This window comes from Flexivirga sp. B27 (assembly GCF_052905685.1).
Genome location: NZ_JBPYUM010000001.1, coordinates 1,765,054 through 1,780,738 on the forward strand (window position 1 = coordinate 1,765,054; position 15,685 = coordinate 1,780,738).

Annotated in this window: 14 protein-coding genes; all 14 read right to left on the reverse strand. The window is 68.9% G+C overall.

All coding sequences use genetic code 11. The annotated features are described in order from the left end of the window. Position 1: 1 nt before the first annotated feature. Entirely contained in the window at positions 2-817 is an 816-nt protein-coding gene (locus tag ACSZL9_RS08250; protein WP_446664971.1) for a serine hydrolase, read from the reverse strand. Continuing rightward, positions 814-3,297 (reverse strand): aminopeptidase N, encoded by a 2,484-nt coding sequence (pepN, locus tag ACSZL9_RS08255; protein ID WP_446664972.1) that lies wholly within the window; start codon positions 3,295-3,297, stop codon positions 814-816. Before pepN (ACSZL9_RS08255) ends, ACSZL9_RS08250 begins: the two co-directional genes overlap by 4 nt. Positions 3,298-3,301: 4 nt before the next feature. Beyond that, positions 3,302-5,836: an aminopeptidase N gene (gene pepN / locus ACSZL9_RS08260; protein ID WP_446664973.1), complete on the reverse strand. Its 2,535-nt coding sequence runs from the start codon at positions 5,834-5,836 to the stop codon at positions 3,302-3,304. A gap of 17 nt (positions 5,837-5,853) precedes the next feature. Then, positions 5,854-6,732 carry a zinc metalloprotease HtpX gene (gene htpX / locus ACSZL9_RS08265; RefSeq protein ID WP_446664974.1) on the reverse strand — a complete coding sequence of 293 codons (879 nt, stop codon included), beginning with the start codon at positions 6,730-6,732 and terminating at the stop codon, positions 5,854-5,856. 82 nt (positions 6,733-6,814) lie between these two features. Continuing rightward, positions 6,815-8,263: an NADH-quinone oxidoreductase subunit N gene (locus ACSZL9_RS08270; protein WP_446664975.1), complete on the reverse strand. Its 1,449-nt coding sequence runs from the start codon at positions 8,261-8,263 to the stop codon at positions 6,815-6,817. Then, on the reverse strand, positions 8,260-9,762 hold the full coding sequence (locus ACSZL9_RS08275) for a complex I subunit 4 family protein (protein WP_446664976.1): 1,503 nt from the start codon (positions 9,760-9,762) through the stop codon (positions 8,260-8,262). The genes ACSZL9_RS08270 and ACSZL9_RS08275 overlap by 4 nt, the downstream gene beginning before the upstream one ends. Then, positions 9,756-11,810, reverse strand: a complete 2,055-nt coding sequence (locus ACSZL9_RS08280; protein WP_446664977.1) for an NADH-quinone oxidoreductase subunit 5 family protein — start codon at positions 11,808-11,810, stop codon at positions 9,756-9,758. Before ACSZL9_RS08280 ends, ACSZL9_RS08275 begins: the two co-directional genes overlap by 7 nt. Continuing rightward, positions 11,807-12,112 (reverse strand): NADH-quinone oxidoreductase subunit NuoK, encoded by a 306-nt coding sequence (gene nuoK / locus ACSZL9_RS08285; protein ID WP_446664978.1) that lies wholly within the window; start codon positions 12,110-12,112, stop codon positions 11,807-11,809. Before nuoK ends, ACSZL9_RS08280 begins: the two co-directional genes overlap by 4 nt. Further along, positions 12,109-12,639, reverse strand: coding sequence for an NADH-quinone oxidoreductase subunit J family protein (locus ACSZL9_RS08290; RefSeq protein ID WP_446664979.1), 531 nt, complete (start codon positions 12,637-12,639; stop codon positions 12,109-12,111). The genes nuoK and ACSZL9_RS08290 overlap by 4 nt, the downstream gene beginning before the upstream one ends. Next, on the reverse strand, positions 12,636-13,097 hold the full coding sequence (locus tag ACSZL9_RS08295) for a NuoI/complex I 23 kDa subunit family protein (protein ID WP_446664980.1): 462 nt from the start codon (positions 13,095-13,097) through the stop codon (positions 12,636-12,638). Before ACSZL9_RS08295 ends, ACSZL9_RS08290 begins: the two co-directional genes overlap by 4 nt. Beyond that, complete coding sequence (locus ACSZL9_RS08300) at positions 13,094-14,059, reverse strand: complex I subunit 1/NuoH family protein (RefSeq protein WP_446664981.1); 966 nt, start codon at positions 14,057-14,059, stop codon at positions 13,094-13,096. Before ACSZL9_RS08300 ends, ACSZL9_RS08295 begins: the two co-directional genes overlap by 4 nt. After that, the gene (locus ACSZL9_RS08305; RefSeq protein ID WP_446664982.1) at positions 14,060-14,599 is read right to left on the reverse strand and encodes an NADH-quinone oxidoreductase subunit C; all 540 of its coding nucleotides are present in this window, start codon (positions 14,597-14,599) and stop codon (positions 14,060-14,062) included. It abuts the gene before it with no gap. Continuing rightward, positions 14,596-15,204, reverse strand: a complete 609-nt coding sequence (locus tag ACSZL9_RS08310) for an NADH-quinone oxidoreductase subunit B (protein ID WP_446664983.1) — start codon at positions 15,202-15,204, stop codon at positions 14,596-14,598. The genes ACSZL9_RS08305 and ACSZL9_RS08310 overlap by 4 nt, the downstream gene beginning before the upstream one ends. After that, a complete protein-coding gene (locus ACSZL9_RS08315; protein ID WP_446664984.1) occupies positions 15,194-15,643 on the reverse strand; it encodes an NADH-quinone oxidoreductase subunit A in 450 nt (149 codons plus the stop codon). Before ACSZL9_RS08315 ends, ACSZL9_RS08310 begins: the two co-directional genes overlap by 11 nt. Positions 15,644-15,685 lie beyond the last annotated feature (42 nt).

Consider the following 15,685-nt stretch of genomic DNA (forward strand, 5'->3'; position numbering starts at 1 on the left):
CTCAGCCCTGGAGCATCCGGTCGCGAATCTCCTCGCCGATGCGACGCATTCGGGCCATGACCGCAGCGACGCCGGGCTCCGACTCGTCGGTGGGCCAGTTGGCGATGGCGGCGTAACCGACCGCACGGTCCCCGTCGCGCAGCAGGCCGACGTCCGCGCGGATGCCGTCATCGGTGCCGGTCTTGTTGATCAGGGTCGGGTGCGCAGTGTCGCCGTCCGGCTCGCCGATCACGTTGTGCGCCAACGGGTCCTCGCCGAAGGCCGAGGCGACCATCGACAGGTCGGTGCTGAGCGACATCCACTCCTCGACCCGCGGCGAGACGGTGCCGTCATACAGGCGGCGCAGGTAGTGCACCAGCGACGCCGCGCTCGCGCGGGACAGTGTCGGCGGGACGCCCGGAGCCGACCGGTCACGCGCCTCGCCGCTCACGTAGTCGAGCATCTCCATCGGCTTCGCACCGATCGAATCACCATATGTCGCAACGGCATCCAGCCCGACCAGGTCCAGCAACACGTTGGTCGCGAGGTTGTCACTGACGGCGCCGACCAGCCGGCAGGCGTCCACGACGGTCAGCTCGTCCTGGTCGAGCGCGTGCCAGAGCCCGGAATCACGCACGAAAGGAGCGTGCTGCTTGCTGACCCGGTGGTCGGCGGCCAGCGAGCCGTCGCCGATCCGGCGGGCAACGTCCCCGAGCACCAGCAGCTTGCCGACCGATGCCGTCTTGAGCACCAGGTCCGGTGACTGCGCGAACCACGGTTCGGCGTCCGGCACGTCGAGACGAACCGCCATGATCGACCACTGAATCCCACCGGTCATTCAAGTCCTCCGAACTTCTCCTGCGAGCGCAACCGCTCGTGCAATCGACTCGTGCCATCGACGAACGAACGCCGGACGCCTGGCGGCAGGTCACCGGCCAGCGCACGCTCCGCCAAGGTGATTGTCTGCGGCTCGACCACCGTGTCGGGGTAGCCCTGGTTGGCCAGCAGGTGCAACACAATGTCGCCGAGTGTGCCTGCCAGCGAAGGTAATTCGTCGAAGAATCGCTCGACGTAGGGTCTGGTGATCTCCTGGTCGGTCGCGCCGAAGAAGGAGCGCGCGACGGCGCTGAGCTCGTGAGTGTTGGGGCTCGCCGACTCGGTCAGCCGGGACCACGCCCACGCCTTGGCTTCCGCGGTCGGGATCCGGGTGCGCGCGGCCAGGGACCGCAGCACACCGGCCGCCGACGGGTCCTTGGCACGCCACTGCTCGATCTCGTCGACCTCCATCTCGCCGAGGGAGGCCAGCCGACTGATGACCGACCAGCGGAACTGGTCGTCGTCGGCCAGGAACTGCGGCAGTCCGCGACCGCCGAGCCACTCGCGCAGCAGGTGCGTGTCTGCGGAACTGCTCGCCACCAGACGTGCCGCGGTCAGCCGTCGCGAGTCACTGGCCGACGTCGCCTCGAAGACGCGAATCCCTGTCGCGGCCAACCGATCGAGCGCTGCCGGGGTCCGTGCGACGTGGAGGAACCGGCCCGGGAGCATGCCGGCCATCATCTGTCCGACGGCCTCCAGCAGCGGGTCGACGTCCTCGACCGGCCAGGCGGCGTCGAAGGTGTCCAACAGCACGGCCGGGTCGACGGTGCCGATGGCCAGCCCGTTGAACAGGGACGACCAGACGACGCCGCGAGCCGTCGCGTCCTCGATCAGCGGCAGTTCGTCCGGGAGAAGCTGCTGGGTGGCCGGGTCGAGCGAGACGATGGCCCAGGTGCGGTCGACCGCATTGGGCAGCAGCAGGCGCGGCTCGCGACTGAGGCGCAGCCCCTCGACCAGTGTCCGGTCGGCGTCGATGCGCACGTCGGCCCGGGCGATCTGCACTCCCTGCCGGAAGGCCGCAATGTCGGTCACGTGCGGACGCTGCGCAGGGAACTGCTCGGGCGCTGACCTGGCGATCACGGCCGCGCCTTCCTCGACGGTGACCGACAGCACGTCGGTGCCCGGTGTGAGCAGCCAGTCCTGCGCCCAGTCCTGCAGGTCCCGACCGCTCTGCTCGCTCATCGCGTGCAGGAAGTCCTGCAGGCTGGCGTTGCCGAACTCGTGCGCATGCAGGTAGGCACGCACGCCGTCGAGGAAGATCTCCTCGCCGAGGTAGGCGGCCAGCTGCCGCAACGCGGAAGCGCCCTTGGGGTAGGTGATGCCGTCGAGGTTCTCCAGCGCCGCATTGGCGTCGGGCGCGGGTGTGCCGGCGATCGGGTGGGTGGACGGCGCGCGGTCGGCGGCATACCCCCAGTTCTTGCGCATGGCCGAGAAGTCGATCCATGCCTCGCTGAACTCCGTCGCATCCGCGGTGCCCTGCTGCGCGAGGAACTCGGCGAACGACTCGTTGAGCCAGAGGTCGTCCCACCAGCGCATCGTGACCAGATCGCCGAACCACATGTGCGCCATCTCGTGAATGACGACGACGGCACGCAGCAGGTGCTGGGCACGGGATGCGTTGCCCTGGAAGATGAAGTCGTCCCGCAGCGTCACACACCCGGGGTTCTCCATCGCACCCATGTTGAACTCCGGCACGAAGACCTGGTCGTACTTGCCCCACGGATAGCGGATGCCGTAAACGCGGTGGTAGTAGTCGAAGCCCTGCCCGGTGACGGTGAAGATCTCCTCGGCCTGCTCGGCCAGCTGGTCCGCCAGGGTGGCCCGCACGTAGATGCCCAGTGGGATGCCGTCGTGCTCACCGGTCTGCACGGCGAAGGGGCCGGCACACACGGTGAAGAAGTAGGTGGCGATCGGCCGGGTGGTCTCGAACGTGTGCCACTCGGTGGCGGGGCCGCTCGCGACGCCGTTGGCCACCACTCGCCACTCCTGCGGAGCCTTCACCCGCACCGTGTATGGCGCCTTCAGGTCCGGCTGCTCGAAGCACGCGAAGATCTTCCCGGCGGTCGACGATGCGGGGCTGCCGTAGAGGTATGCCTGGCCGTCCTGGGGATCGACGGCGCGGTGCATCCCCTCACCGTCCCGGACGTAGCTCATCGTCGCCTCGACGACGACCTCGTTGTGTGCTTCGAGCCGGTCCAGCCACAACCGGCCGTCCATCACCTGGGAGGGGTCGATCTCGTTGCCGTTCAACGTGATCGAGCCGATCTCGTGCGGCATGAACTCCAGGAAGGTGGACGCTCCCGGCGTCGCGCAGTCGAAGCGGATCGTGACTGCGGACCCGAAGATCTGCTCGCCGAGGGTGAAGTCCAGTGCCAGGTCGTAGGTCACCGCGCCGACGAGCGATGCGCGGTGCTCGGCTTCGGTGCGCAGCAGTGCGGCCACGGGCTCAGCCTTCCGCGCTCGGCCGGGCGGCTGTCGTCGGGAAGCGCTCGTGCGCGAGCAACGCCCTATCCAGCCGATCGAGCGAGTCGACCAGTGCGCGGCGCACACCGGCGGAGTTGTCGGGTGCCTCGATCGCCCGGCGGGCAGCGGCCGCCACCGACGGCTCGGTCGCCCGGTGCGGGAACGCCGCACCGACGAACTTCTCCGCTGCCATGTCGCCGAATTTGTCCGGAACACTGGGCAATTGGGCGAAGAAGCGGTCGATGTGGGCGCGCATGAGATCGGTCGCGTCGGTTTCGCCATACCCGGCGAAGAAGCCGCCGGCGACCGCGAGGCCCTCGTAGTTGGACAGCTCCGACTCACCGTAGAGCTGCTCCCAGGCCCATGCCTTGGACTCCTCGGTGGGCAGCGCTGCACGCGCTTCGAGCTGGGAGAGGTGACCGCTCATGCTGTCGTCGCGCTCGGCCGCCGCGGCGATCGCCGCGGCGTCGATCAGGCCCAGCTCGGCCTGACGGGTGATGACCGACCAGCCGAAGTCCTTGTCGCCGGCAGCAGCCTGTGGTCGACCGTCGTCAGCCGCCCAGCGCGCCAGCAGCTCGGCGTCGGTGCTGGTGGTTGCGATGAGCCGCGCCGCGGTCAACGCTGCCGGGGATGCGTCCTCGACAACCTCCAGCCGCTGCCGACCGGCGTCGGCGAGCAGGGCCTGCGAGTGCGCCGAATCCTGCTGCGGCACAAGACGATAGGGATAGAGGTTGCGCACCAGGCGGGACAGTGTGTCGCTCAACGACGCGGTCTCCTCGTGCGGCCAGCTGGCTGCGAAGACCTCGACCACCCGTCGCGGGTCGATCCGCCCGGTGTCCGCGCCGCCCAGCAGCGCCGCCCACACGCCGAGCCTGATCAACGGGTCCTTCGCCGCCGGCAGCTCCGTGTCGATCGAGGCGAGTGACTTCTCGTCGAGCACCGTTGTCGCCCAGGTGAGGTCGGAGGAGTTCGGCAGCAACAGCGCGGGGCGCGGCTGCCCGACCAGCTCGGTGACCGGCGTGCGGTTGCCGTCGGCATGCACCGGGACGGCTCGGCTCACGGCACCGTCGGTGACCGCAGCGACGTCGAGCACGTGCGAGCGGTGGGTCGGGTCGTCGGTGGTGGGCTCGACCACCAGCTCCGCGCGCGTGATCGTCCCGTTGTCGTCGTCGACGTCCAACCGCACGTCGTCGACGCCGGAGCTGCGCAGCCAGCCGTGCGTCCACTCCTCCAGCGAGCGACCGCTCGCTGCCTCGACCGCACCGAGGAAGTCGGCCATCGTGGCGTTGCCGAAACTGTGGTCGCTCAAGTGTTTTCGCACGCCGAGGACGAAGGCGTCGTCCCCGACATACGCAGCGAGCTGGCGTAGTGCGGAGGCTCCCTTGGCGTAGGAGATGCCGTCGAAGTTGGTCAGCGCCGACTCGGCATCCGGGGCCGGTGCGCCCGCAACGGGATGGGTTGACGGGCTGCGGTCGACGGCGTAGCCCCAGGTCTTGCGGGAGATGCCGAAGTCGACCCACGCCTCGGTGTAGCGGGTCGCCTCCGCAGTCGTGCGCTGTGCCATGTATTCGGCGAAGGACTCGTTGAGCCACAGGTCGTCCCACCACTGCATGGTGACCAGGTCGCCGAACCACATGTGCGCCATCTCGTGGCTGATGGTGTTGGCGCGGCTGAGCAGCTGGGTGCGGGTGTGCGCACCACGGAAGATGTATTGGTCGCGCAGCGTCACGCATGCGGGGTTCTCCATCGCGCCGGCGTTGAACTCCGGGACGAAGAACTGGTCGTATTTGCCCCAGGGATAACGGATCCCGAAGAGCGAGTGGTAGTAGTCGAACGACTGCTTGGTGACCTCGAAGAGGTCGTCGCGCTGCTCGGCGAGCTGCTCCGCCAGCGACGCCCGCACATAGATGCCCAGCGGGATGCCGTCGTGTTCGTCGCGCTCGACGGCATACGGCCCGGCACAGATCGTCACGAAGTATGTCGACATCGGTGGCGTCGTCGCGAGGGTCCACTCCCCGGGTGCGGTCTGCTCTGCGGCGCCGTTGCCGGCGACCACCCAGTCCTGCGGGGCACGGACACGAACGTCGTAGGGCGCCTTGAGGTCGGGCTGGTCGAAGCACGCGAAGATCGACGGCCCGGCGTTCAGGAACGACATGCCGTAGATGTAGTGCTGCCCATCCGCCGGGTCGACCGCCCGGTGCAGACCCTCCCCGTCGCGGCGATAGCGCATGGTCGAGACGACCCGCACGACGTTGTCCTCGCGCAGCGCGGTCAGTTGGACGCGCCGGTCGGCGACCGACGCAGGATCGATCGCGGTGTCGTTCAGCGTGATCGACTCGATCGAGACGGCGTCCAGATCGAGGAAGGTCGACGCACCCGGCTCCCTGCAGCTGAACGCAATGGTGGTCTCGGACCCGAACTCGTCGCTGCCGCGGTCGAGATCGAGTGCGATGTCGTAGGACGTGACGTCGATCAGCTCGGCTCGCGCGCGAGCATCAGTGCGAAGGAGGGAACCCATGTCGCCAGGCTTTCACATCAGCGAGCGATCTCCCGGCCGTATGCCTGATCCTCCAGTCGCTTGATGCGTTCGGCGGTCGGCGGGTGCGTGGACATCAGCCGCGAAACGTCCTGAGCCCGAAAGGGGTTGGCGATCATCATGTGACTCGCGTTGACGACCTTCGGCTCGGGCGCGAGGGGCGTGCGTGCTGTGCCGTCCTCGAGCTTGCGCAGCGCGGACGCGAGCGCGAGCGGGTCGCCGGTGAGTGCGGAGCCGTCCTCGTCGGCGTCGTATTCGCGGGTGCGGCTGATCGCCAGCTGGATCATGCTGGCGGCGACCGGCGCCAGGAACGCCATCGCGAGCATCGCCAGCGGGTTGGGGCGGTCGTCGTCGTTGCTGCCGCCGCCGAACATCCCGAACCACATCATCATCTGCGCGATCGAGGTGATGATGCCGGCGAGTGCTGCGGCGATCGAGGAGGTGAGGATGTCGCGGTTGTAGACGTGCATCAACTCGTGCCCGAGGACACCGCGCAGCTCACGCTCGTCGAGCAACTCGAGGATGCCCTGGGTGCAGCACACGGCCGCGTGCGACGGGTTGCGACCGGTCGCGAAGGCGTTGGGGGCATCCGTCGGCGAGATGAACAGCTGCGGCATGGGCTTGCCGGCCTTGGTCGACAGCTCGCGGACGATGCGATACATCTCGGGCGCCTGGATCTCGCTGACCGGGTAGGCGCGCATCGCCTTGATCGCGAGCTTGTCGGAATTCCAGTAGCTGTATGCCGTGGTCGCCACACCGATCAACGCGAAGATCCAGATGTAGCGCCCGCCGGCGACCAGTGCGCCGATCGCGAGCAGCACGACCCAGATGGAGGCGAAGAGCGCAGCAGTCTTCAACCCGTTGAAATGACGGTGCATACCGAGGAAACGTCCATGACCTGCAGGTTTGTTCCAGAATCGATGGCCGAGCCCCCAGACTCGATGGCCGAGCCTGTCGAGGTCAGCGCCCCACGAGTTGCAGCAGCGAGTGCGGTGCGATGCTCGTCACCACGAGTGCGAGTGCGCCCACGATCACCAGCGCCTGGTGCACCGGGTGCAGCGCTTCCGGGTTGTCGGGGTCCTTGCGCGCTCCGAAGAGGATCCGCAGCCAGCGCAGGTAGACCGCGACACCGAGCATCGCGTTGATCGCGGCGATGACGGCGAGCACCCACAGGCGGGAGCCTGCGACCGGACCGAGCGCGGCGACCTTGGCGACCAGGCCGATCACCGCCGGGGGCAGGCCCATCAGCGTCAGCAGTGCGAGCGCGAGAGTCACCGCGAGCAGCGGGCGGCGTTGCAGCAGGCCGCCGTATGACGACAGGTGGCGGGCGTGCTCGCGCCCGTCGGCGTGGGCCAGTGCGGTGACCACGGTGAACGCGACCAGCGTCGCGAGGGCGTAGACGATCAGGTAGCCCGCCGCGGAGCGGACGGCGTGCGAGGAGACCGTCGCGAGCGGCAGCACCACCCAGCCGGCCTGGGACACCGTCGACCAGGCGAGGAAGCGCAGCGTCTTCTTCTCCCGCAGGGCCATCAGGTTGCCGAGAGTCATCGACAGGGCGGCGAGCACACCGACCGCGGCGAGCGCGGACGTGCCGAGCACCGTCACACCGCGGAAGATCACCAGCAGAGCCGCGAGCGCAGCGGCCTTGGAGGTCACCGCGAGAAAGGCGCCGATCGGCACCGACGCCCCACCGAACGCTTCCGGGGTCCACGCGTGGAACGGCACGAGCGAGATCTTGAAGGCCAGCCCGGCGACGATGAACACCACTGCCAGGACGAGGATCCGACGCTGGTCGGGGTCGTTGGATGCGTGCAGCACTGCGTCGCCGGAGAAGAGCGCGGATCCGGTCGCCGCGAACCACAGCGCAGCGCCCATCGCGGTCACGGCGAAGCTGACCAGCGACGTCGTCAGCAGGGAGAGCGCTCCGTCGACCGCCGCACGCCGACCGCGCAACGCGACCAGTGCGATCGCCGGAAGCGTTGCCAGCTCGAGCATCACCAACCACGATCCGAGGTCGCGGGCCGCCACCACGCCGGCGGCCCCGGCAGTCGCGGCGAGCACGAGGGTCGCCTGCACCGCGGCGTCCTCGGCGCGGATGCGGATCGGCAACGCGAGCAGCGCGACGACCGCACCACTGACCAGTGCGGTCAGCTGCAGTCCGACGCCGACGTGGTCGACGGCATACAGGCAGGGGCCGTCGGGCAGGCAGAGGGTGCGTCGCGGGTTGTCGGCCGACGGCAGCGCGCCGGGCACGGCCGCTGCGGCTCCGGCGAGCAACAGCACGGCGGCGGCCGCCCAGTGCACCCGGCCCAGCCGTGGCGCCGCGGCATCGGCCACGAGCAGCAGCACGGCACCGACGGCCGGGATGAGGACCGGTGCCAGCAGCAACCAGTCGTAGCTGAGCTTCATCGGCCGATCACCGCCATCAGCTGGTCGACGGCACCGGACGTGGTCTGCAGCAGGATCAGGGGTATGACGCCGAGCAGGACGGCGGCGGCGCTCAGCACGGAGGTGACCAGCCACTCGTTGCCGTGGGCGTCACCGGCCGGCTCGGGCTTCGGCGGGAGCCCGCCGTCGGCGTTGCCGTGCCAGACGATCCGCAGCACGCGCAGCGCGTAACCGGCGGCGAGCACGGCTCCGATCGACGCGAACATCGCCAGCACGCGGAACCAGCCGTGCGGCCGGTCACCGCCGGGTGTCCATGCACCGAAGATCGCCAGCACCTCTCCCCAGAACCCGGTCAGGCCGGGCAGTCCCATCGATGCCGCGAAGCCGATCACCAGCGCGAGACTCAGCCGGGGCGACACGTCGCGCAGCGACCGCCGAGCGGTCTCCAGGTCGTCGTCGCCCCAGCGGTGCTTGAGCCCGCCGACGACGGCGAAGAGCAGCGCCGAGATGACGCCGTGCGCGATGTTGGCGAACAACGCGGCCTGCAGCCCGATCGTCGTCCCACTCATCAGGCCGAGCAGCACGAATCCCATGTGTGCGACCGACGACCAGGCGACCAGCCGCTTGAGGCTGCGCTCGACCAGGCAGACCAAACCGCCCCAGATGATGCCGATGACCGCCAGGGTCCCGACGTATGGCGCCAACCGCTCGACGCCCTGCGGCAGCGGCGCGATGACCAGGCGCACGACGCCGTAGGTGCCCATCTTCAGCAGCACCGCGGCGAGCAGCATCGACCCGGCGGTCGGTGCGATGGTGTGCGCCCGCGGCAACCACGAGTGCAGCGGCCACATCGGCACCTTGATGCCTAGGCCGACCAGCAGGATCGCGGCGACCGCGGTCTGCTTGCCGGGTGAGATCGGGGCCGCGGCCAGGCCGGCGAAGTCGCTGGTGCCGGCCGCGAACGTCATGGTCAGGATGCCGACCAGCATCAGCGTCGAGCCGAGCACCGTGTAGAGGACGAAAGTGTTTGCGGCGCGCGCACGTTCGCGCGCGCTGCGGCGGTCACCGAAGCGTCCGATGAGCACCCACATCGGCACCAGCACGACCTCGAAGGCGAGGAAGAAGCTGATGGCGTCCTGCACCAGGAACGTCGCGATGCCACCGCCGATGACCAGCAGCAGGCAGCCGTAGAACGTGGCCGGTGTGCCGCCCGCCGGCTGCTCGTGCCGGGCGTGCAGCACGACGAGCACGCCGACTGCGGCGGTCATCAGCAGCAGCGGCACGCTGATCCCGTCGACCTCGAGGTGTAGCCGCATGCCGATCTCGGGGACCCACGACCGGTCGAGGACCGGACGGTCGTAGGCGATCAGGGCGCAGGCGAGCAACGAGACGACGGTGGCTGCGAGCGAGACGATGTATGCCGTCAGCCGGCTCACCGAGCGGAAGCTGCGGTCACCGACGACGAGCGCCAGTCCGGCGACGACAGGCGCCAGCGGAGCGGCGAAGAGCGCGGCTACCACAGGATCACCCCCATCAGCCCGACGGCGACCAGCCCGACGGACACGGCCACCAGGCCGCTGGTCGGGCGCCGGGTGTGCAGCCGGTCGGCGCGCCGGACGACGGTCGTGACCAGTTGCGGAAAGCGCTGCACCTGGCGGTCGAACACGTCGTCAACCCGCGAAACCGCTTGTGCGAGAGCGATGATCGGCCGGCAGAAGGCGACATACAGCCCGTCGACGTCGAAGCCGCGGGATGCCGATGCCCGCACGAAGACCGGGATGCGGGCGGCCGCGTCGCCATACACCGTGCCGACCGACATCATCCGGACCAGCAGCGCGACGGCACCCATCAGCAGCAGTGACGCACCGATCAGCCAGAGGTTGGGGTGGCGCCAGTCGACGTCCAGCATCGGGGACAGCACGAGCAACCCGCCGACGACGGAGAGCACGCTGAGCAGTTGGAGCCCGAAGCGTGCTCCACCGCCGGGTTGCTGGTCGGACAGCTCGATCTCGTCGTCCGGCGGGAGCTCCATGGCCATGGTCCGGTCGGCCAGCCGGCCGTGGACGTCGACCTGCGGCAGGTCGGTGAGCATCTCCACGATGCCGACGTCCTGCACGTCGTAGCTGTCCTCGACCCACTCGCGCTCCTGGACCCGCTCGCTGCCGGTGCGGTGGATCAGGATCAGCCACATCCGCATCGTGTATGCCGCGGTGAGCAGCACTACGCAGACCAGCGCCGCGAACGCGATCCGCGCGGACAGGTCACCGTCGATGCCCCGGCGTGCCGCCTCGTCGACGATCAGGTCCTTGGAGACGAACCCGACGAACGGCGGCACCCCGGCCAGGGCGAGCAGTCCGATGCCGACCATCCGACGGGCGTCGGGGTGCTTGCTGAGAGCGCCGGAGAGACGCTCGACCGTGGTGCCGCTCACCAGCACCGACAGCCAGCCGATCATCAGGAAGAGCAGTGCCTTGAACATCGCGTGCGACAGCAGGTGGGCGATGCCGAGGTCGGCGTCCGTGTCGGCGGACACGACGGCGAGCCCTAGCAGCATCAGGCCGACCTGGGACACCGTCGACCAGGCGAGCAGTCGTTTGAGGTCGTGCTGCAGGAACGCCAGGATGCCGGCTCCGACCATCGAGACGGACGCGACCACCGCCAGCGCGACGCGTGCGCCGTCGGACAGCTCGAGCAGCGTGATGAGCTTGCCGAGGACCACGGTGCCTGCGGCGACCATGGTCGCGGCGTGGATGAGTGCCGACGCGGGCGTCGGACCCTCCATCGCGTCGGCGAGCCAGTCCTGGAAGGGCACCTGGGCGGACTTGCCTGCGACGGCACAGATCAGGCAGAGCAGTGCCGCGGTGAGTGCCGTGCCGTGGGTGTCGGCCGCTGCCGACCAGTGCCGCACGATGTCGTCGACGCCCGTGCTGTGCGCACCGAGGGAGAGGATCGCCAGTCCGATCACCAGTGGGGTGTCGGCGATGCGGGTCACCATGAACGCCTTGTATGCCGCGCGCCTCGCCTTCGGCCGCTCGGACTCGTGCCCGATCAGCAGGTAGGAGCACCACCCCATCAGCTCCCAGCCGACGAGGATCAGCAGCACGTCGCCGGAGAGCACGACCAGCTGCATCGCAGCGGTGAACAGGCCTACGGATGCTGCGAACTGGCGGTATCGGGGGTCGCTGTAGAGATACCAGCGGGTGAAGAGCTGGATCGCCCAGGAGACGAGGGCGACCGCGACCGCGGCCAGCACCGACAGGCTGTCGACCTGCAGGTGCAGCGGCGCGGCCATGCCGGGGCCGAGCGGCAGCTCCCCGATGCTGTCCGGTGCGGCGATCGCGCCGCCGCGGGTCTGCTGGACCAGCAGTGCGACAGCTGCGGCGAGCCCGAGGAAGCTGAAGATGCCGGCGACTGCGAAGGCCCGAGAGCTGCGCCGGGTGGTCAGCAGGATCAGCACCGGGATCGCGGCCTGCAGCAGGACCACGAGGTGGCTGGGCTGGACCGGGAAGTCGACTGCGAGCGTGGCGGGGTCGAAGCGCCCGTCGGACGGGACGAGACCGAGCATCATTCGGACTCACCGGCCTTGGCCATGTCGATGTTGCCGCGTGCCCGGAAGACGGCGAGGATCACGCCGAGTGCGACGGCGATCTCGGCAGCGGCGATGGAGATGACGAAGATCGTCATGACCTGCCCGGCACGCACCACGTCGCTCGTCAGCGATCCGACCGTGACGAAGAGCAACCCTGCGGCACCGAGCATCAGCTCGACGCCGATCAGCACCAGCACGGCATTGCGGCGCGCGAGGACGCCATACAACCCGATGCCGAAGAGCAGGCCGACCAGGACCATCGGGAGCGCGGAGTGGATCACCTGGGCGCCCCCTTCGCACCGGCGCGGCTTCGGATCGGTAGGCGTGCCAGGGCAAGAGCGGCGATCAGGGCGACCAGCAGCAGCGCCGACAGCGCCTCGAAGGGCCACACCCAGGTGCCGAAGAGTCGCGTGGCCAGTGCGTGTGTGGTGCCGCCGTCGACGCGTCGCGCGTCGTTGCCGAACGCACTGATCAGCACGGTCGCCAGCAGCGCTGCGGTGGCGGCGCCGACGACGAGCGCGGCAGCCCGCTGCATCAGCGGGGTGTCGTGCTCCTGGCTGCGCCCGATCGGCGCGCGGGTGAGCATCAATGCGAAGAGCACCAGGATGACCACCGCACCGACGTAGACGAGAAGCTGCACCAATGCGACGAATTCGGCGCCGAGCACGAAGTAGCAACCGGACAGCGCGGCCAGGCTGACGATGAGCCAGAGCGCGGAGTGGACCAAGTGCTTGGTGCTGACGGCCAGCAGTGCGGACGAGACGCTGATCGCGCCGATGATGGTGAAGAGGACGTCGTATGTCGTCACGACGGATCAACCGCCTCCGGCGGCGGAACGGTCGGCATCCACTCGCCCAGCTTGTCCTTCTCGTGCAACAGGTTTCGGATGTCGCCGTCGGCGTATTCGAACTCCGGACTCCAGAAGAGAGCGTCGAAGGGGCAGACGTCGACACAGATGCCGCAATACATGCACAGGCTGAAGTCGATCGCGAAGCGGTCGAGGACGTTGTGCTGGCGGGCCCGGCCGCCCTCGGTCTCCGGCGGAGTCGTCTCCTTGTGCGAGTCGATGTAGATGCACCAGTCGGGGCACTCGCGGGCGCAGAGCATGCAGGACGTGCAGTTCTCCTCCAGCAGCGCGATGACGCCGCGGCTGCGGGACGGCAGGTCGGGTTGCACATGCGGGTACTGCTGGGTGTGCGCGTGCGTGACCATGGTGCGACCCGTGGTCGCCATACCCTTTGCGAGACCTGTCAGGAACTTGCTCATTGACTCGTCACCACCACTCCGACTGCGGTTATTGCCAGCTGTAGCAACGCGATCGGGACGAGGCCGAGCCAGGCGACACGCTGCAACTGGTCTTCTCGAAGGCGCGGCCAGGCGACGCGCATCCAGATGATCAGGAAGGCGAAGATGCCGCCCTTGATGAGCATCCAGAGCCAGCCGATCGCGTGGTCGAACGGCCCGGTCCAGCCGCCCAGCCACAGCGTGGCCAGCAGGAACGACATGACGACGATGCCGGCGTATTCGGCGAGCAGGAAGAACGCGAAGCGCAGGCCGGTGTATTCGGTGTAGGGCCCCATCACCAACTCGGAGTCGGCGACCGGCATGTCGAAGGGCGGGCGCTGCAGCTCCGCGGTCGCGGCCACCAGGAAGACCAGCGCGCCGGGCAGCTGCCAGATGAGCCACCAGGGGTTCCAAGCGTGCGCGATGCCGACCAGGGACAGCGAGCCGGCGGCGATCGCGAAGGACGCACTGACCAGGATCAGCGGCAGCTCGTAGGAGACCAGCTGGGCGGCGGTGCGCATGCCGCCGAGCAGGGAGTATTTGTTGCCGCTGGACCACCCGGCCATGAGGGTGCCGAGGGCACCGACGCCGCTGACCGCGAGCACCCAGACCAGGCTGCCGGGGACGTTGGCGCCGAAGAAGTCGGGTCCGAACGGGATCACCGCGAGCGCCAGCAGGTAGGACACGATGCCGAGTGCGGGTGCCAGGCGGAAGACGCTCTTGTCCGCAGCGAGCGGGACGACGTCTTCCTTCTGCGCGAACTTCACGCCGTCGGCGAGCAACTGGGCCCAACCGTGGAAACCGCCGGCCTCCATCGGCCCGAGGCGGCCCTGCATGTGCGCCATGACCTTGTGCTCGGTCTGCCCGACGACCAGCGGCAGCACGAGGAACGCGGCCAGCACGCAGGCCGACCGCAGCACGATCTCCAGGATGTCGCTGCCCATCTACCTAGGACCCCACGACTCGTCAGGGACGCCGGGCGGCTGCATGCGGCGGCGCGGAGCACGGGCGGGCTTCCCGTCGGTCGATCCACCACCTGGCTCTTTCGCACCCGGCCACGGCTTGCTCGCGCGGGCTACCAGGACGAACGACTTACGCAGCGGGTGGCCATCGAAACCGTCCGGCAGCAACAGTTTTCGCAGTTTGCCGTGGTTTGCGTCGGTGAAGTCGTCGAAGCCGATGCCGAACATCTCGTGGGTCTCGCGCTCGTGCCAGGCAGCTCCTGGCCACAGCGAGGTGCAGCTCGGCAGGGCGGCACCGTCGGCGATCCGGGTCTGCACGAGCGTCTCGCGAAGAGCGCCCGGGGTGGCGTCATACAGGTGCACGACGATGTCGAAGCCGGGCTGCTCGTCGGCGTCGGTCTGGTCGACCGCGGTCAGGAAGTCGAAGAAGTCGAAGCCCTCGCCTCGGACGCGCTCGAGGGTCTCGCGCCACTCCCCCGGCTCGCAGGTGACCGTGGGGACCTCGTAGGTCTGGTCGGTCACGCTTCCTTCTCCTGCGTCTTCTTCTCCTGCGTCGGAGGAGCCACCAGCGGCCGGCTGACCTCGGCGGCGGAGGCCTTGCGGCCGGCATACCCGCCGAGCTTGGCGCGCAGGCCCTTGGTCTGCAGCTTCTCGGCGGCGATCTGCTCCTGCAGGACGCGTATGCCGTGCAGCAGCGCTTCGGGGCGCGGGGGGCAGCCGGGGACGTAGACGTCGACGGGGATCAGTTGGTCGACGCCCTTGGTCACGCAGTAGGAGTCCCAGTAGGGGCCGCCGGAGTTGCTGCAGGCGCCGAAGCTGATGACGTATTTGGGCTCGGGCATCTGGTCGTAGAGGCGGCGGACCGCGGGGGCCATCTTGTCGGTGACGGTGCCGGAGACGACCATCAGGTCGGCCTGTCGCGGACCCGGTGCGAAGGGGATGACGCCCAGCCGGATGAAGTCATGGCGGGCCATCGACGCGGAGATGAATTCGATGGCGCAGCAGGCCAGTCCGAAGTTGAAGACCCACAGCGAATAACGGCGTCCCCAGTTGAGGACCAGGCGCATCGGCTTGGGCGCGACGGCCTGGCCGACGCCGACGCGCGGCATGGGCAGGTCAGTGGTCACTGGTCTGCTCCTTCTGAGGTGGCCGAGGAGCGAGGGACGAGCGTCTCGAGGTCCCCGAGTCCTCGCGGTCGCTCCAGGTCAGCAGTCCCCGACGCGCGGCGTGCAACAGGCCGACCAGCACGACGACGATGAAGATCGCCATCTCCACCAGGCTGGCGACGCCCAGGTCGTGGTCGCGCAGCACCAGAGCCCACGGGAAGAGGTAGACGGCGTCGACCGCGAAGACGACATACAAGAACGCGTAGGTGATGTAGCGGAAGTGTGTCTGCGCCCAGCCGCCGGTCGTCGGATCGACGCCCGACTCATATGTCGCCAGCTTTGCGACGCTGGGCGCGCGGGGCGCCAACAGCCGCCGAGAGACCATCGCGGCAACAAAAAGCACCGCTCCGGCGACACCGACGCCGAGCAGCACCAAGTAACCGGTCACTCCCGAGGACACCCGGAGAGCCTAACCAGCAGGCGGTGCCTTGTGCGTGAGGCG